Annotated in this window: 11 protein-coding genes and 3 pseudogenes; 6 read left to right on the top strand and 8 right to left on the bottom strand. The window is 59.9% G+C overall.

From position 1 onward, the window contains the following. Positions 1–11: 11 nt before the first annotated feature. Positions 12–425, bottom strand: a complete 414-nt coding sequence (locus G9X67_RS12530; RefSeq protein WP_171598774.1) for a hypothetical protein — start codon at positions 423–425, stop codon at positions 12–14. Between the two features lie 244 nt (positions 426–669). Here G9X67_RS12530 and G9X67_RS34960 point away from each other — a divergent pair. Next, positions 670–750: pseudogene (locus tag G9X67_RS34960) on the top strand (cytochrome C); the annotation flags it as partial. Positions 751–823: 73 nt separating this feature from the next. On the opposite strand, the gene G9X67_RS12525 reads toward G9X67_RS34960, so the two are convergent. Next, entirely contained in the window at positions 824–1,504 is a 681-nt protein-coding gene (locus G9X67_RS12525; RefSeq protein ID WP_171598773.1) for a peroxiredoxin-like family protein, read from the bottom strand. A 72-nt stretch (positions 1,505–1,576) separates the two neighbouring features. Then, positions 1,577–4,819, bottom strand: coding sequence for an adenylate/guanylate cyclase domain-containing protein (locus tag G9X67_RS12520; RefSeq protein ID WP_171599044.1), 3,243 nt, complete (start codon positions 4,817–4,819; stop codon positions 1,577–1,579). Positions 4,820–5,091: 272 nt separating this feature from the next. On the opposite strand from G9X67_RS12520, the gene G9X67_RS12515 reads away from it, so the two are divergent. Further along, positions 5,092–5,343: a transcriptional regulator gene (locus G9X67_RS12515; RefSeq protein WP_129420972.1), complete on the top strand. Its 252-nt coding sequence runs from the start codon at positions 5,092–5,094 to the stop codon at positions 5,341–5,343. Positions 5,344–5,345: 2 nt separating this feature from the next. Continuing rightward, on the top strand, positions 5,346–5,696 hold the full coding sequence (locus tag G9X67_RS12510; protein ID WP_171598772.1) for a type II toxin-antitoxin system RelE/ParE family toxin: 351 nt from the start codon (positions 5,346–5,348) through the stop codon (positions 5,694–5,696). Positions 5,697–5,897: 201 nt separating this feature from the next. On the opposite strand, the gene ilvB is transcribed toward G9X67_RS12510, so the two are convergent. Together ilvB and G9X67_RS12500 are read right to left on the bottom strand one after the other, a co-directional pair. Continuing rightward, on the bottom strand, positions 5,898–7,604 hold the full coding sequence (gene ilvB, locus G9X67_RS12505) for a biosynthetic-type acetolactate synthase large subunit (protein ID WP_171598771.1): 1,707 nt from the start codon (positions 7,602–7,604) through the stop codon (positions 5,898–5,900). 423 nt (positions 7,605–8,027) lie between these two features. Then, entirely contained in the window at positions 8,028–9,122 is a 1,095-nt protein-coding gene (locus G9X67_RS12500; protein WP_171598770.1) for a LacI family DNA-binding transcriptional regulator, read from the bottom strand. Positions 9,123–9,472: 350 nt separating this feature from the next. Here G9X67_RS12500 and G9X67_RS12495 point away from each other — a divergent pair, with 350 nt between their 5' ends. The 3 genes from G9X67_RS12495 (at position 9,473) to G9X67_RS12485 (ending at position 13,126) form a co-directional block, all read left to right on the top strand. Continuing rightward, on the top strand, positions 9,473–10,435 hold the full coding sequence (locus G9X67_RS12495) for a sugar-binding protein (RefSeq protein ID WP_018242042.1): 963 nt from the start codon (positions 9,473–9,475) through the stop codon (positions 10,433–10,435). A 79-nt stretch (positions 10,436–10,514) separates the two neighbouring features. Further along, positions 10,515–12,056 (top strand): sugar ABC transporter ATP-binding protein, encoded by a 1,542-nt coding sequence (locus G9X67_RS12490; RefSeq protein ID WP_171598769.1) that lies wholly within the window; start codon positions 10,515–10,517, stop codon positions 12,054–12,056. 44 nt (positions 12,057–12,100) lie between these two features. Further along, positions 12,101–13,126, top strand: coding sequence for an ABC transporter permease (locus G9X67_RS12485; RefSeq protein ID WP_138329444.1), 1,026 nt, complete (start codon positions 12,101–12,103; stop codon positions 13,124–13,126). An 86-nt stretch (positions 13,127–13,212) separates the two neighbouring features. Here G9X67_RS12485 and G9X67_RS12480 read toward each other — a convergent pair. The 3 genes and pseudogenes from G9X67_RS12480 to G9X67_RS12470 form a co-directional block, all read right to left on the bottom strand. Beyond that, positions 13,213–13,662, bottom strand: a pseudogene (locus G9X67_RS12480) (helix-turn-helix domain-containing protein); the annotation flags it as partial. A 431-nt stretch (positions 13,663–14,093) separates the two neighbouring features. Further along, positions 14,094–16,243: pseudogene (locus G9X67_RS12475) on the bottom strand (mechanosensitive ion channel family protein). A gap of 139 nt (positions 16,244–16,382) precedes the next feature. After that, the gene (locus G9X67_RS12470) at positions 16,383–17,693 is read right to left on the bottom strand and encodes an epoxide hydrolase family protein (RefSeq protein ID WP_171598768.1); all 1,311 of its coding nucleotides are present in this window, start codon (positions 17,691–17,693) and stop codon (positions 16,383–16,385) included. Positions 17,694–17,745: the final 52 nt, after the last annotated feature.

Genomic DNA, 17,745 nt, shown 5'->3' with positions numbered 1-17,745 from the left:
TACGTCTCTATTCAGATATTCGGGGGACGGTGGAGGGGCGGCAGCTCGCCAACGGTTGTTCGATCGTCGATGAACTGCCGGATCGAGGTTACGACGGGTCCGCCGACATCCTGGCCTTCACAAATGATGCCGAGCCCGCCACAGAAATCCTTGCAGCATTCTTGCTTGACAGGCTTCGATGCGCCATCTGCGTCGTCACTGACGTCGCCCTGGGAGTGGTCATGAACAGCCATCTTCGTCATGTCATGGCTATCGTGATGCTGCACAGCATCGGTTTCGGACACGACCGCTGCCATTTCGGGGAACGAGGAGCCATGCATGGCGGCGCTGGCGTTCGACAGCGAGTACCCCGCCAGTGATACGATGATCACCAGCCGCATCATCACGAGCAGCCTGCTCATTGCGATTCGGTACATCTTGCCCATGCTCCTCGAACTACATTCAAAGCAGCTCGATTTCAATTGCGACTCATCTGTCGTCGATGTTCGAGTCCTTTATGTGGCACGGAGCCGCTCATCCCGTTCACGATCCTGGTGTTCGTCGCCAAGACCGGCCGCTATGTCGTGCTGACGCTGGCAACTCTAGAAATTCTCGGCTGATCGTTTCCGGCGCGAGAACACCATCCGGTCGACCGTCTCGTCACGGGCGACCGGCGTGTGCCAGGCCGCCGCGGCAATGCCGGCAGAACACGCGTTCCATCTCATGCTTCAGACCTGTACGACCTGCCACGCCAAGTTCAGGATGGAATAAGGGCGATCACGCGGGACCGGGAATTGCTCGCCTTGTTCAAGCGGCCGACCTTTCAAGCACGGCCTCATTCGCTTCAAACAGCCATGTTCGACGCTGCCGACATCACTTCCCGAGGGGCGGGACCGCCGAACATATGGCGGCCATCCTCCTCGACTTCCGTGAAACACCAGCGCACGACGCCATCCCGATCGAGCAGGAATTCGCCAACGAGCTGGCCGTGGCCGGTGGCGATCATCTGCTTGTCATCCTCGGTGATTTCATAGCCGTCCGCCTTGTCGAGGAATTCCGACGCCGCCATCGGGTCCATAGGCTCTGGAAGCTCGCCCGGCATGTCGATGCGCATCGACATCACCGTGTTCATGCTGACTTTGCGCGGCCACTCATTCTCATCTTCGGTGAATTGAAGATTCGGCAGGCCGAAGGCCCTGTGCGATACCCGTTCCGGGTCCGAGGCCGCCAGCAGATTGGGAAGCGGATGGTAGCGGAAATAGAGGCGAGCGCGCTCGATCGGCGTGTTGACGATGGTCAGGCTATCGATGCCTTTCTCCTGCAATGCGTCGGTGAGTTCGGCCATGGCGGCGATCTGCCGGCGACAGAAGGGGCAATGCAATCCGCGGAACAACCCGACGAACACCGGCTTCTGGCCGCGAAAATCGTCGATGGCAACCTTGCCCTGGCGGGTGATCGCATCCAGCACCACGTTCGGCGCGCGATCTCCCGGCTGCAATGGTCTTGCGGCGTGGTTCTCCTGCATGTTTCGTTCCTCCCTTTATGCTTTTGAATCGATTTGCCTAATCGATCTCCTGCGGTTGTTGAACGGGGACAGTCAGTCGAGAAACGGCAGGACGACGAGCGTGCCTGGATCGAGGTTGTGGCGGATGCACACATCCTGTGCCAGCGTGAAATACCGTTCTGCCTCGTCCATGTCGTCATGCTCGAGGCTGAGTGTCGCCAAGCCATCATAGCACGGAAACAGCAGTTGCGGCTCGTCAATTTCCTTCGCAACCTCAAGGGCTTCCTCGTAATACTTACGGGCTAGCTTCGGCTGCCCGTGGCATTGATGAATTTGGCCCAGCACGATCAGCGGCACGGAGAGATGGTCGCGCTGATCGAGCGCCCGGTCGATTTCGACGGCTTTTTCCGCGGCCGGTACACCCTCGGCGGCGCAGCGATCGGTAAAGGTGCAGCAGGCAACGGCGAGGTTGGCGAGAAGCCGCGCCTGGAAGCCGAGATCGCCGATACGGGTCGCAAGCTCCAGCCCGCGCCGGCAGATCTTGATGGCGTTGGCCGGGTCGACAATCGTGTAGAGAACGCCGAGATTGGAATAGGCGCGACAGGCGGCACTTTGCAGATCGGCTTTTTCAGCGACCGAGAGGCTGCGCTCCACTTCCTGCACGGCCTCGCGGCGACGCCCGAGCCGCGCAAAGGCCGCCCCCTTGGTGTTCAGCGCCTCCGCCATCGCTCGCGCTGTCTCCCGTCCGGTCTCGGTCGTCCCGTCGATCGGCAGCGTTTGCAGGCATTGCAATGCCTGCGTCGCCCACTCGGCGGCAGCGGCCTGATCCCCCATGCGGAAGGCCAGATGGCCGCGCTCCTGCAGGACATGTGCACGTTCGACCGGCGCATCGATTGTTGCGATTATTGCTTCGGCTTCGGCCAAATGTGTCTCCGCTTGATCGCGGCGTCCTGCATCAAGATGCAAACGGCCGACCTTGCGCAATATCCGCGCTGCCGCAATAGGGTTGTCTTTGGTCCGGTGAATCGCAAGCGCTCGTTGATAATGGTTTACGGCGGCGTCGCGGAGGCCGGCAGGGCCACAGAGATCGGCAAGACGCTCGAGAAGCGCGAGTTGCTCTGGTGTAACCTCTGCCTCGTTTGCGAAGGCCGCAAGGGCCTGACGGTAGAGGCGCATCGCATCGTCATTGGCGTAGGTTTTGCGCGCCAGATCGCCCGCCGCCATCAGATAGCTGGCCCCCTTGGCCTTTTCAGTGGTCAGGCTGAAGTGATGGCCGAGCTGCGCCAGATGCTCGGGCCGGTCGGGCGCTACGCCATATTGACGTTCCAGAACCCGGCCGATCCGTTGATGAAGCTCCATGCGCCGTTGCAGCAGGAGATTGTGGTAGATGACGTCGTGCATCAGCGTTTGGCTGAAGCGATAGCCAGGCGAGCTGCCGGCATCGGGCCCGCGCAATTCCTCGATGATATTGGCATCGCAGAGATGATCCAATGCAGCATCGATGGCGGCCGGGTCGGTGGCGATAGTGCGGAGCAGGGCGGTATCGAACTTCGGGCCGACCACCGCCGCCTCTTGCGCCAGCCGTCTGATGTCCTGTGGTAGACGATCGACGCGGGCAAGCAACAGGGCTTGCAGGTTCACCGGGATATCGACATCCGTGTCTTCTGCTGCGACATGCCAGCGTTGGCCGTCATTGTGCAACGTGCCCATGTCGATCAGTGCCCGAAGGATTTCTTCGATGAAAAGCGGATTGCCGCCAGCGCGGTCGAGGATGCGCTTGCGCATCGTTACCGGCAACTTGCCATGATCCACGCCAAAAAACGCAGCAAGCAGCTTCTGCCCGTCGGCGGCAAAGAGTGGGGCAAGACGCTGCACGGTGACACTGACACGATTGGAGTCCAGTGGGTCGGTCTGCGATGTCGGCCGGTAGATCGCCAGCAGCATCAACCGGCTGCGCTCCAGCCGGTCCATCATGAAGCGAAGCACTTCCAGCGAGGCGGCGTCGGCCCAGTGCAGATCCTCGATGACAAGCAGCAGGGGACCTTGCGCCAGCCGCCGCTCGAAGACGGTGCGGATGCCATAGAAGATCTGCCGCCGCAACTGCTCTGGCTCGATGTGCCGCAACGCGCCATCGGGATCGCCGAGGCCCAGGACATGCAGAAAGAGCGGCAGAAGCCCCTCGACCTCCTCCTGCGCCAGATCGAGCGCGCGGAACCCCGTTGCCAGCAATTGCCGCGCCCTGTCGAGATCGTCCCGCTCGCCGATGCCGTAGGCGATGCGTACGACCGCGCCGAGCGTACCATAGGATTGTTCGCCGAGCGGAGAGCAGGTCGCTTTGCGGATGGCGAGGCCCTGGAAACGGGCGGCATTGCCGGCGGTTGCGACGAATTCGTTGACCAGCCGCGACTTGCCGATACCGGCTTCGCCGATCAGCCGGACAAGCTGCGCTGCGCCGCCGCAGGCAAGGTCGAGGCATGTCAGCAACCCCGACAACTCCGTATCCCGTCCGATCATCGGCGCCCGAAGGCCGAAACTTTCAAGCCCGCGCGCCGTATGCGGCGCTTCCGACAGCCCTGTCAGCCGATGGACAAGGACGTTTCCGCTTTTGCCGCGCAACGTCTGCGCGCCGAGACTGTCGAAGGCAAAGGCATGGCGGGTGAGGCGATAGGTCAGCGGCCCGACAAGGATATCGTTTTCGCCGGCCATGGATTGCAGGCGTTGGGCGGTGTTTACCGTGTCGCCGGTCACGGAATAGGATTTTGTACTGACCGCACCAAAGCCGCCGGTAACGACAGGGCCGCTATTGATGCCGATATGCAGACGCAGCGGCACGCCGGCGCGGGCGTGCCAGCGCTCGCCGACCTGCGTCGCCCGACCGATCATATCGAGTGCAGCACCAAGCGCCCGGACCGGATCGTCCTCATGGGCGACCGGCGCGCCGAACAGCGCCAGCAGTGCATCGCCGACGAACTTGTCGACGAAGCCGCCATAGGCTTCGACCGCCTGGGTCATCTCTTCGAACAATTCGTTCTGCAGCACCCGCATGACTTCAGGATCGATCTGCTCGCTCAGGGTCGTGAAGCCGCAGAGATCGGCAAAGAGCACGGTCACCGGCCGCCGGTCGGCATCGCCCTCCGATTGAGGTAGCGCCTCAATCTTCGGCTTCGTTGCGGGTTGGACTTTACCGGATATCGGCGCGCCACATTGGGGGCAGAAGGCAAAATCGGGCTGACAAGGATAGCCGCAGGCGGCGCACGATATCGGTTGCCTTGCGCCGCATCGCGGACAGAAAGCAAAACCGCTCTGAACATCGAACCCGCAGCCGCTGCACTCCATCGGACGCATCTCACGAAACCCCGATGTACGGCTATTTCAGCCGCAACCAGCAGGCCTCAGACAGGGGACAAGCATGAACCTGCTGCCCCAGGCCCGCAAGCACTAAACACAAGCGGCGGAACGACTATGATGATCCTGGTCAGAAGATCTTAAGACAGCCAGGTCGCAGAGTGAGGTTCGAGAAACCATGTCACGATCAAATTCTTTGTGATGAATATTGACAATATATGCTACGCTGCCCCACGTTAGAGGAAGAACGAAAGGGTAGGCCGATGGCATCGGGCAGCATTCATGTGAAGGTCAGCGGCGTGCTGCAAGATCACATTCAGCAGCAGATCGGTGACGACGGCCTCTATGAGAATGCGAGCGAGTACATTCGCGCACTGATCCGACGCGACTTGCAAACGCGCGACGAGGCATGGGATGCCCTGCAAAAGGAACTTGCACCCGCGATGCGTGCCGACGACAGCGAGTTTGTCGTCGTTTCCGCTGAAGACGTTATCCGCCGCAACAAGCGCCGCTGAGCATGGTAGCCTATCGGTTTTATCCACGCGCTGACGTCGCGCAGGACAAGATTTGGCGTGACACGTTCGAGGCGTGGGGAGAAAAACAGGCAGATGCGTACATTCTCGGGCTGCATGTTTATTTGCAGCGCTTATGCGAGGATCGCCTGATCTGGCGACAGCTTCCGCAACGGTTGGCAGTTCCCGCTGACATCAGGCGTCGGGCCTATTTCAGCCGCTATGAGCATCACTACCTGTTCTTTCGTGAACTTGAGAACGGTGATCTTGGCGTCATGAGCATTCTTCACGAACGGATGGATTTACCGGTGCGGCTTAAAGAGGACCTGGCCGCTCTTTCAAACAAAGAGTCGTGACATACTATCTTTGGTCGGAACGGCGCGTACCTGGAATTCCTCGGACCGCATCCGGCTTCTCTGCGGCCTGAAGAAAATCGATCTCATAGAGCGGCATAAATACATGATCGAGACGCCAGCCTCGATCATGAGGTCCTGGGCTAGCATAGACGATGACTGCGGGCCGCAGGATCGCACGGCTTGCTTTTGGGGTGCCGGCCGTTACTGCCGAAGGGTGTCGGCGAGCCTTGCAACCCGGCAGTGAAGGAGCACCGGCCGGTCCACGTCGATCATCTCCTCGATCCTGGAATCGAGTTCGCTCGGGCTCTCGCAGCGAAGGCCGACGGCGCCATAGGCTTCCGCGAGCTTGGTAAAATCGGGCAGCGAGGCCGAATAAGCGCGCGATCGACCATTGCCATCCGGTACCTGACCCCATTCTCGCGCCATGCCCGGATGCTCATCGCTCAAGATGAAGATCTTGATCGGGGCTTGATGCTGTATCGCCGTCGACAGCTCCTTCATCGTCGTCTGCACCGACGCGTCGCCGGCAATGTCGATGACAAGACGGCCGGGATTTGCGAGCTGCGCCCCCAGCGCGGCAGGAAGACCGAAGCCCATGGTCCCCAATCCCCCTGATGTAATCCAGCGATTGGGCCTGTCGAAACCGAAGAACTGCGCCACCCACATCTGCTGACCGATCTCCGTGGCGATGATGGGGTCGTGCGGCTTTGTCAGCGCATGCAGGCGCTCCAGGGCATGTTGCGGCATGATTGCATGGTCCAGCCGCTCGTAGGAAAACGAATCGCGGGCTCGCCAGTGATCGATCTGTGTCCACCACGCCTGCAACCGCTTCTGGTCGGAGACACAGGAAAGTGACCGCCAGGCATGCAGCATATCCGCCAGCACATGCGTGGCGTCGCCTTGAATGCCGATATCGACGGGAACGCGTTTGTTGATCGACGAGGCATCGATATCGATCTGGATTTTCTTCGAGTGAGGCAAAAACTCATGGATGCGCGAGATCGCAAAATCGTCAAACCGCGTGCCGATGGCGACCATCAGATCGCACTCGCCAATTGCCATATTGGCTTCATGCGATCCGTCCTGTCCGGCGACTCGCAGCCAGTTCCGCCCGCTGGCGGGATAGGCTCCAAGTCCCATGACGGTGGAAGTTACGGGAAAGCCGGTGAGGTCGACGAACTCACGCAATAATCTCGACGCCTCCGGCCCCGAATTGATGACGCCGCCGCCGGTATAGATGATGGGGCGCCGGGCTTCGGCCATCAATGCGACAGTCGCCCGGATCGCATTCTGATCGCCTTGCACCGCGGGCTGGTAGCTCGGCAGCGGAGATACCTGGTCGGGTGAGACATAGGCCCCACTGGCGAAGAGCACGTCCTTCGGCATGTCGACGAGAACAGGGCCGGGTCGACCCGCCGCCGCAATCCGGAAAGCCAGATGAATCGTTTTGGCCAGATCGTCGATGTGGTTGACCAGGAAATTGTGCTTTGTGCAGGGGGGGGTGATGCCGACCGTATCGCATTCCTGAAAAGCGTCCGTGCCGATCAGATTTGTCGGCACCTGACCGGAGAGGCAGACGATCGGAACGGAGTCCATAAGGGCATTCTGCAGCGCCGTGACCGCATTTGTAACGCCCGGTCCCGATGTCACCAGCATGACGCCAACTCGTCCCGTCGAACGGGCATAGCCTTCGGCTGCGTGTCCGGCGCCTTGCTCGTGGCGCACCAGGAAATGTTTGATGTCCTCTTGTTGGAAGATTTCATCATAAATCGGCAGCACCGCGGCGCCGGGGTAACCGAAAATGTGTTCGACACCGTTGTCGCGCAGCGCCTGCAGAACGATCTCGCCGCCGTTCATGCGACGATCAGTGGGGTTGTTGAGGGAAGAGTTGGCTGTCTCGCCGGTCATATCTGGGTTCCGTCGTGAGTGAGGTGATAGCTGCGACGGGGCATAAAAAAAGGCCCCGTCAGGGACCTGTTTTCGGCGCATGGGTGGCTATTGCCGGACGATCAGACCGTCCTGCCCATGCGCGATATCACCACTACGAGAACCATTGCGATTTTCATGGCCGATAGAGCTAGCTCCAAATCTACACGTCGTCAACGACGTCTCTGCGTAGATTGTATCTGTGGTTGAGAATATTTGAGATTGGTTGGTTGGTTGGTCAGTGACGAGGCAAGGGCAGGGGGAAACCCGTTCGCAACCCTGTCGACAAGGCAAACTCCGGCCGTTCTATCGCCCGCTAAGCGATTTCGACCGCTTCTTCCAGTGTGCGTCGGTCAGGGGTTCCGAGCCAGCCGCCGGCGTTCGGTCCCGGCGCGAACCCAAGTCCTATGGCGAGGTATATGCGCCATCGAGGATCTGCCGCGCCTCGGCCCGCGGCGCGGCGACGGAATGACGCTTGACGAGCGAGCATTCGAGCTTCGCAATGGGATAGCGCTTGCCGGGCACACCTTCCGGGTTGAGATGTTCGATCGCCCATTGCCCCATGGCAAGATGCGGAAGAACCGAAGTCGTCAGCGGAGGGACGAGATGTCGTGAAATTTCTTCGTCGTCATAACCCACCACCGACATGTCCTGGGGAATACGAAGCCCTGCATCCTTGAGCGCTTCGTAGCACCCGATGGCAGTCCGGTCGTTCTGGCAGAAGATCGCGGTGGGCGGCTCTTTCAGAGCAAGCAGTTTCATCGTGGAGGCATAGCCGGCACCGGCCGACCAGTCGCCCTCAATGACCAATTCCGGATCGAAGGGTATATCGGCGGTCGCCAGCGCGCGGCGATATCCCGTCAGCCGGTCCTGCGCAGCCTGCATCCAGATTTCGCCGGTGATCGTCGCGATACGATGGTGTCCGTGCATGATCAGATGCCGGGTGGAGCTCTGCCCTCCCGCGATTTCGCTCGGCACCACGGCGGGAAAGGCATGGTCCGTCGTATAACAGTTCAGAAGGACCGTCGGGATGTTGAGCTTGTTGACATAGGACGGAAGCTCCACCTGGCGGGTATAGATCGTCATATATATGAGCGCTGATATGCCTCCGTTCGTCAACGCCTCGATTGCCTTCGGCTCCATGACGGGGTCACTAAGCGTTTGGGTTACCAGAAGGACATTGCCGGCGTTCCACGAGGCTTGCCGCGCGCCTTCGATCGCAACGATCGCTTCCGGGCTGGTGGCGAGTTGATCCACGGCGAAACCGATGACGTTGTCCAGTCCCGAATAAGAGGCCTTCGTCGTATAGGTCTTCTCCATGTAACCGAGCGCACGCGCCGCCTCCCATACGCGATCGCGCGTCTGCTGGGAGATACGGGTGCCGGGCGTGTCGTTGAGGACGAAGGAGACGGCCGCCTGCGAGCAGCCAGCCGCCGCGGCGATGTCCATCATCGTCACACGCACAGGCTTATTCCTCTTTTGGGTCTTGGGTTTTCGCATTCGTGGAAACTGTCTCTGCTTCAGATAATGGGGGTAGGGTGATTGATTGTCGTTTTCTGATAATAATATTAGCATCTATCTGAAAGCGTTGGCAATTGCATGAATTGCTGTAACACTATCAGTTATTGGCACCTTTCAGTACAAAATTGCAGCCCTAGCCACTGTGCGACGAAATGTTTCGATATGCATTGATAATACTATTTACTAATTAAATTTCTTGTATACCGTCAGGGAGCGATCGGAACCTATGCCACTCGTCGCTTTGCGACGGCCCTAGGAGGGGGCGCGCATCCGGCCGGCCGTAAATCGGAAACGGGCCCGTGCAACTGCGGCCCCTCGGGAGGTGTATTATGAAACAGCTGAAACGCAATGCAGCCTTGTTCTTCGCCGGGTTGATGCTGAGCGCGGCGCCGATTGCCGTATCGCATGCTGCCGACAAGCCGACACTTGCATTTGTCGTCAATGGCGCATCCGACTTCTGGAAAGCCGCAGAGGCGGGCGTGAAGAAGGCGCAGGGCGAGATGCCAGACTACCAGATGGAGCTGAAGTACCCTGAGCAGGCATCTGTCGCCGTTCAGCAACGGCTTATGGAAGACTTGGTCAGTGCCGGCGTCAAGGGGGTCATGGTTTCCGCAGTCGATCCCAAGACCCAGACGGACGGCTTGAATAAGATCGGCTCGCAGACCGCTCTCTTCACGACCGATAGTGACGCGCCGCAGACCAACCGCGTCGCCTATATCGGTTCATCGAATATCGACGCCGGCCTGCAGGCCGCCGAAATCGCCAAGAAAGCGATGCCGGACGGTGGCAAATGCATCGGCTTCGTTGGCCTGCTCGGTGCCGACAATGCCAAGGAGCGCATCCAAGGCATGAAGGACGGCCTGAAGGGCACGAAGATCGAGCTGACAGATGTACGCGGCGACGATATCGACCAGACGCGCGCAAAGAAGAATGTCGAGGACGCGCTGGTGGCCAGCCCCGACGTCACCTGTATGGTCGGCTTCTACTCCTACAATACGCCGCGCATCTATGAGGCGCTGCGCGACGCCGGCAAACTCGGCCAGATCACCGTCGTCGGTTTTGATGACGATCCGATCACGCTCGGCGGCGTCAAGGAAGGGACGATCGCAGCGACCGTCGTGCAGCAGCCGTTTGAATGGGCCTATCAGGGCATGAAGCTGATGGCGGCCTACCTCAAGGGCGACAAATCAGGCGTTCCCAGCAACGGCTTGATCATCATCCCGACGGTGATCATCGGCAAGGATGACGTTGACAAATATGCCGCCAGCCTGAAGGCCATGTCTGGAAAATAACCTTCCTTCCCGGCGGCGGCACTTGCCGCCGCCGGGAAAGACGTCTCATGCCGACAGCATCAGCAGCCATGGACAGGCGATGAACCACAGCTCCGACATCCCGTCACCGGACGCGCTTGCAACGCCGTTCCTGTCGCTTTCCGGCGTTGGCAAGACCTATCCAGGCGTCGTTGCGCTTGAGGGCCTGTCGATCGACATCATACCAGGAGAGGTCATCGGCCTCGTCGGCGAGAACGGCGCCGGAAAATCGACGCTGATGAAGATTCTTGGCGGCGTGATCGCCCCCGACCGGGGCACGATCCTGCTCGACGGCGCAGAGCTTCGTTTCCTCACTGTTGAATCGAGCATCGCATCCGGCATCGCCTTCGTGCACCAAGAACTCAATCTCTTTGAGAATCTCGACGTTGCCGCCAATATCTTCCTGGGCCGCGAACCGCTGAAGGCTGGACCTTTCAAGCTCGTCGATCGCGATCGACTGCGAGACATGGTGAAGCCGCTCTTGAAGCGGGTAGGGGCTCATTTTTCCGCCGACACACCCGTGGCATCTCTTTCCCTTGCCGAGCAGCAGATGGTGGAAATCGCCAAGGCGCTGTCCATCAACGCCAGGCTCGTCATCTTCGACGAACCCACGTCCAGCCTACCGCTCGCCGAAACCGAGCGGCTCCTGAGCATTATCAAATCGCTGAAAGCGGATGGCATCAGTGTAATTTTCATCTCGCATCGCCTCCACGAGGTTGAGCGCGTCGCAGACCGGGTCGTAGTCCTGCGTGACGGCACGCTTGTGGGCACGCTTGCCAAGAAAGACATCGGCCACGACCAGATGGTCAAGCTGATGATCGGCCGGGTGCTTGCGGCCCGGACCGCAAAACCGCAGCGCTCGCCCGGCTCGGTTGCGCTGAAGGCAAGCGGCGTGCGCACCGAGGCCTATCCCGGCCGTCCCGTTGATCTGGAAATCCGGTATGGAGAAATCATGGGGCTTGCAGGGCTCGTTGGGTCGGGCCGCACCGAGCTTGCAAAAGTACTCTTCGGCATCGACCGGAGTTACGGCGGAGCCATCCTGCAGGACGGGCGGCAAATTGCGGTCAGTTCTGCCCGGGACGCCGTCGCTCGTGGCATTTTCCTGGTCCCGGAGGATCGCAAGCGCAACGGCATTCTTCTTGATTTCCCGATCGCCCAGAATATAACCCTTGCCGATCTCCCCAAGCTCTCCAGCCACTTCATGCTTTCTGCCGAGCGGGAGAGGGCGGCGGCCGAAAAGCAGCGCGTTCGCCTCGGTATCAAGGCGCCCTCCGTTTCGACGCGAACCGGCACTCTGTCCGGCGGCAACCAGCAGAAGGTGGTGCTTGCCAAGTGGTTGTCGATGAGCCCGAAGGTGATGATCTTCGACGAGCCGACACGCGGCATCGATATCGGCGCGAAGAACGAGATCTACGGTCTGATGCGAGCGCTTGCCGATGCCGGAGTGGCGATCCTGATGATCTCCAGCGATATGGAAGAGGTGATCGGCGTTTCTGACCGCATCGCCGTCATGCACGAGGGCCAGATCGCCGGCATATTGGAAGAGGACGAAATCAGCCAGGAAAGCGTCCTTTTGCTTGCTGTCGGCAAAAGGGTAAAATAGCGGCTGCGGCCAATACAAAATAAGGTATCGGGGATGGATCTCGAATGATCAAAAAAGATCTCGGACTGCTGCTTTTGATCGTCGTCGTCGGCATCGTCGTCGCCATCATCAATCCGCGCTTCCTGCTGCCGATCAACCTGGCCAACACTGCCAACCTGATCGGCCTGTTCGGCATTCTGTCGATCGGCCAGGCCTTTGTCATCATCACAGGCGGTATCGAGCTTTCCGTGGGCTCGCTCGTCGCGCTTCTCGGTGTGCTGTTTGTCGACTTCATCGCGGTCCAGGATATGTCCTGGATGCTGGCGCTGCCGCTCATTCTCGCGCTCGGCGCGGTCATAGGCGCCGTCCACGGCTGGCTGATCACCCGGCTCAACCTGCAGCCCTTCGTCGTCACCCTCTGCGGCCTCCTGATTTATCGTGGGGCAGCGCGCTTCTATACGGCCGACGGAACTGCGGGTTTTGCCTTCGGCCAAAATTTCCCCGACCTCGAATTCCTGACCGCTGGGCGGTTTTACGGTGTTCCCAACACCTTCATCGCACTCGTCATCATTGCCGTGGTCATGTGGATCATGCTGCATCGCTCTGTCTTCGGACGTTATCTTTACGCGATCGGGAAGAACGAGGAGGCGGCCCGTTATTCCGGTATCCGTACCGGCCGCATGATCATGTCGGCCTATGTCATTTGCGGGCTGCTGACGGCGCTTTCGGCGATTTATTTCGCCATGTACACGCGCTCGATCTCGCCGGCGAGCCATGGCCAGTTCTACGAACTCTACGCGATTGCCGCAGCCGTGCTTGGCGGCTTTTCGCTCCGCGGCGGCGAGGGGTCGATCGTCGGCGTCGTGCTGGGCACGGTCCTGCTCCAGGAGTTGCAGAATCTCGTGAATCTCCTTGGTATTCCCTCGTCGCTGAATTTCGCCGTCATGGGTGGGGTGATCCTCATCGGCGTCCTGATCGACCAACAATGGCACGCAATCCGCGCAAAGCGCCGTCTTGTCGCCGCCGCCCGGCAGACCGAAACCCGTCTTTCGAACGAAGGCAGTTTGCCAGTGGTGGCCAATCGGGACTAGGTCAGTGGATGGGGCCATGCGTGTCGTGACCTTGGCCCGTTGAGATAGTCCGTTTTGCAAGATCAGATCGGGGCGGGTGAGGGCGCCGACCCATCGAACTGCACGAGTTCACCAAAACAGTCGCGCCGGCCGCGCGGTTGGAAAACCCGCTTCTTACGCTCGCGACGTGAGATCCAGATGCCGGCCTCGGTCATCCATTGCCGCAGCGTCTCTTTGGCCACCGAGATCCGGTGCAGCTCGATCAGCTTCTCGCGCGCCAATGTCGGCCCGAAATCCAGATAGCGCTCGCGGATTAGATCCAGCGCCGCATTGCGGAAATCCTCGCTGTGGCGCCGATTGCTCGGCCGCGATCGCTTCTTCGAAACCAGCCCGGCTGCACCGGACTCATCATAGGCCTGCAGCAGCCTGTGAACCTGACTTCGGCTGAGCCCAAGCAGTTCGGCGGCCTGGACGACGCTCAGGCGCTGATCACGGATCTTCTGAATAACTTCGAGGCGATGCAATTCTTTCTGCGACATGGTGATCATAAAGGACATGACGACTCCGATCGCTCATGGTCTCGACCAGGCTGAAGGTCGTCATCCTTGCTCCCAACGTTGGCATTGACCAGCGCGTCGAGAGGCGAGATTGTCGCATCTCTAACTGGCCCAACTGTCGCATTACTAAATAGCCCCACATACATTAATCGCATAAGATGGATTATGGAACATAATGATGCTGTTTGATTACAATGGCATACCTTCCTCCTCCATCTCAGAGGCCCACTCTTTTGAAATAGGCCTGCTCGAATTTGCATCTTGACGATCCAGCACATCGACGAGTTGACCTGCAGACGTGCCCTCATAGAACAGCTGATCCCAGCCAACAAACTCTTCCGAAACCCGTGTCTCGGACGACGCGTGCTTGGCGATAACGTCCGGGTCAGAGTGTTGAGCATTGACGGGATTCGACGGGAAGCTCGCCGTTGCTATTCCTCAAGTGTCGGGATGACTTTCGATGGTCTTTGCAGCTCCGAGGCGGCAGCGGTTGCCGCTGAATCGGCGGGACCGCCGGAAACATGGACGGTCGGCGTTGCAAACTGGATGCCTTTTTCCGCGAATGTCTTCTTGAGCATGGCAAGCGCCTTTCGGCGAACCCCGAACTGTTCGCCGGGTTTCGTCATGAACTTCAGCCGTATCTGCACACCGTAGTCAGCCATCTGCTCGATCCCCTGCATTTTCAAGGGCTCGATGATGTTGGGCCCGAGTTCAGCATCCTCTAAAAGCTCAACGCCGATGCGCTTGATGGTCTTGCGGACCTCTTCAAGATCGCTGTCATAGTTCAGGGTGAGCGTAATGATGTCGATGACCCAGTCGCGGCTGAGGTTTTGCACCGCACCGAGTTCGCCGAAGGGAACGATGGTGACCGGACCGCGGTGATGGCGCAAGCGGATCGAACGCAGTGAGAAACCTTCGACCGTGCCTTTATATTTTGCCGCCTGGATGTATTCGCCGGTGCGAAAGGCATCGTCGAACAGATAGAAGACGCCGGAGATGATGTCCTTGACGAGTGTTTGGGCACCGAAGCCGACGGCTATGCCGACGACCCCGGCGCCCGCCAGCAGCGGTCCGATCTGAATGCCAACGGCATCCAGAATCATCAGGAAGCCGACGGCTCCGATCGCCAGGAACAGCACATTGCGAAGAATGGGAAGAAGGGTATTCAACCGCTGACGCCGGCGCGCGTCGGGTCCGTCCTGATGCCCTGCCTGCACGCTTCGCGACGCCACCGCCATCTGGCTGTCGATCAGCGTGCTTGCGAGCTTCCAGATAACGTCGGTCACCAGCAGCACGATAACGATCCGGATTCCTGCGCGGATCAAACGCGTGGTCACTGTTTCGGCTGCGGCGAGGTCACTGAGATTGACATTCCACGCGCGGGCAATGAGCAGCGCGCCGACCACGATGAGGCCGTTCCGCAGCGTTTGCATGATGACAACAGACCATCCGACGATGGCCGGATCCTCGACCGCCTGCCCCTCCCCGGATTGAATAATGCGACGAATGATATCACGAACCACCGAAACGGTAAGAGGCAGAAGCGTAATGATGATCACCGTCCAGAATGCCCCGTGGAGACCGGACACCCATAACAGCCACGATAGCAGGATGCTCGCGCTGAAGCCGACGCAGACCAGCCGGCCCACCGGCGGCCCGTCAGAACGAAAGTGCCGTAGCCAAATCATGACGATCAAAGCGATTGAAACGACACCGAGCCATGCTGCGGTAAAGAGATCGGCCAAGATCGGTGAAGCCCGGATCGTCCCTATCACTTCAATGGTGGCCCAGCCAGCCGCCAGCAGTGCGACGATTCCGAGGAGCCAGTAGTACCAGAACCAGGCAAGCGAGGTGACAAGAGTCAGAAGCCGCATGTGCGGCAGACGGGCGCCTGGCGCAATGACAATGCGGCCCACAAGCACACCAAGGCGCACCATGAGCGCAGCCGATAGCAGGATGAGCGCGATATCGCGAAACACGGCAGGCCATGGAAAGAGGATAAACGCGCCGAGGCTTCCGATCAGGTAACCGACCAACGCGAGAAGACCCATGGAAAGCCGGGCGGCGTGGAGCCTGATCCGCTGCCGGACGGTGTCGGCAGGCGCGTTCAGCACGAAATGGAGCAGCCCTCGCCCTGACCACCAGGCAAGGCGCTGCGCAACGAACCCGCCTGCGACGAAGAGTATGACCGCTAAGATCAGGCCGACCGGTTCGATACGATCATCCGTTTGGAAGACCCGGATCGCCGACTGGATCTGCCCGGGAAGGGTCGGACGGCATCGACGAGTGTCAGCAACCTCTGGCGCAAATCCTGTAGTGACGTGGCAATCGACGGCGGTGCCGCCTCTTGCGAGACTGCAACCGGCTGCGCCGGTTCCTGATTGCCCGGAACGATTCGATTAACCAGCGCTCGTCCGGAATCATCATTCGGCAACTCGATAATAACCCGGATCGGCGCCGAGGAATTGGTTGGCTCAGCCGCCGAGGCGGGGTTTGTGCTCGCCAGCAGAAGCGTTGAAAATACCAGCGTCAGGAATGCGCACACTCTGCGGCGGGGATGACGGTCGTCGTTGATGCGCATGTAGCCGTGGCCCCCGCGACGGTGTCGTCGCTTTAGCTGGGTTGGTCGAAACTTCGGACTTTGTGAAGCGTTGCACGACCAACGTCAATCGACGAACCAGTCTCGGGGACGCAGACTGCGAACCGAAGGCCAGACGGCGTCAAGACCGCAAGCTTCTGAAGGCATCCCTGATCTCCTGGCTGAAAAGTTCTGGCTCCTCCCAGGCTGCGAAGTGACCGCCCTTGGAGACGCGGTTGTAGTAGACGAGCTTCGGATAGGCCTTCGACAGCCAGTGCTTTGGCGGCTTGTAAACCTCTCCGGGAAACACCGTGACGGCGACCGGGACTTTGACGGGCGTGAGTTTTGCGCCCGACATGGCATTCTCCCAATAGATGCGACCACTCGAAGGGCCAGTGTTCGTCAGCCAGTACAGCGTGATGTTGTCGAGGATGGCATCTTTGCCAAGAGCCTGTGCGGGATCGCCGCGTGTATACACCCAGTCGGCGATCTTGTCGTAAAGCCAGGCAGCCAAGCCGACCGGAGAATCCGCAATACCATAGCCGACCGTCTCCGGCCGCGTGCTCATGATCGCTGCGTAACCGAAGCCGTTGTTGAGGAAGTCCCGGGCCTCGTCGAAGACGACCTTCTCATCCGGAGACAAGCTATCAGGAGCCGGCTCTCCATTTTTAAGAGCCTGCGCTGCGTCCGCTGGGAAGGTCGTGGCACGCTCGACCCTGTTGACGTGGATCGCGAGCAGCCCATCGGGCGCCTGGCGACCCAAGGCGTCGCTGATGATCGCGCCCCAGTCGCCGCCTTGCGAGACATAGCGGTCATAGCCAAGCCGCTTCATCAGGACGTCCCAGGCAGCCGCTATCCGCTGGGGGTTCCAACCCGTTGCTGGCGGTTTCCCGGAAAAGCCAAATCCTGGAATCGAAGGGATCACCAGATGGAAGGCATCATCAGCCATGCCGCCATGCGCCGTCGGATCCGTGAGCGGCCCGATGACATCAAGCAGTTCGAAGACTGACCCTGGCCAGCCATGGGTCATGATCAGCGGCAGCGCGTTTTCGTGGCGGGAACGGACATGGACAAAATGGATGTCCAGTCCGTCGATATTGGTGAGAAACTGCGGAAATGCATTCAGCCTGCTCTCCGCCTTCCGCCAGTCATAGGACGACTGCCAGTAGCTCACCAGTTCCTTCAGCCTGTCGGGCTGCACACCCTGCGAGCGATCCACAACGGTTTCGCCGTCGGGCCATCGGGTCTCGGCAAGACGCCGCCTGAGGTCCGCGAGCGCCGCCTCGGAGACCTCAACCTTGAACGGTTGAATCTCCTCGGACGCGACGCCGACAACATCAGCGGCGCTGGACGTGCGCGGAAGGAGAACGGCGGTTATGCCGGCCGCGGCAAAGCCTGATAGCAGCGAGCGGCGCGATACGTCGCGGTGTTTCAAAACGTTCAGCATTGCCATGATGCCGTGTCCTTTCGTGATGTCGAGGAGAGGAAAAGATGCCCTGCCCGCT

The sequence above is a fragment of the Rhizobium sp. WYCCWR 11152 genome (assembly GCF_013087615.1).
Classification (GTDB): Bacteria; Pseudomonadota; Alphaproteobacteria; order Rhizobiales; family Rhizobiaceae; genus Rhizobium; species Rhizobium indicum.
The sequence above is the reverse complement of the archived record's forward strand: the minus strand, read 5'-3'. Positions and strand labels throughout refer to the sequence as shown.

Coding starts and splice junctions, on each gene's coding strand:
- G9X67_RS12530 (WP_171598774.1), bottom strand. CDS start 425: ATGGGCAAGATGTACCGAATCGCAATGAGCAGGCTGCTCGTGATGATG.
- G9X67_RS12525 (WP_171598773.1), bottom strand. CDS start 1,504: ATGCAGGAGAACCACGCCGCAAGACCATTGCAGCCGGGAGATCGCGCG.
- G9X67_RS12520 (WP_171599044.1), bottom strand. CDS start 4,819: ATGGAGTGCAGCGGCTGCGGGTTCGATGTTCAGAGCGGTTTTGCTTTC.
- G9X67_RS12515 (WP_129420972.1), top strand. CDS start 5,092: ATGGCATCGGGCAGCATTCATGTGAAGGTCAGCGGCGTGCTGCAAGAT.
- G9X67_RS12510 (WP_171598772.1), top strand. CDS start 5,346: ATGGTAGCCTATCGGTTTTATCCACGCGCTGACGTCGCGCAGGACAAG.
- ilvB (WP_171598771.1), bottom strand. CDS start 7,604: ATGACCGGCGAGACAGCCAACTCTTCCCTCAACAACCCCACTGATCGT.
- G9X67_RS12500 (WP_171598770.1), bottom strand. CDS start 9,122: ATGCGAAAACCCAAGACCCAAAAGAGGAATAAGCCTGTGCGTGTGACG.
- G9X67_RS12495 (WP_018242042.1), top strand. CDS start 9,473: ATGAAACAGCTGAAACGCAATGCAGCCTTGTTCTTCGCCGGGTTGATG.
- G9X67_RS12490 (WP_171598769.1), top strand. CDS start 10,515: ATGAACCACAGCTCCGACATCCCGTCACCGGACGCGCTTGCAACGCCG.
- G9X67_RS12485 (WP_138329444.1), top strand. CDS start 12,101: ATGATCAAAAAAGATCTCGGACTGCTGCTTTTGATCGTCGTCGTCGGC.
- G9X67_RS12470 (WP_171598768.1), bottom strand. CDS start 17,693: ATGGCAATGCTGAACGTTTTGAAACACCGCGACGTATCGCGCCGCTCG.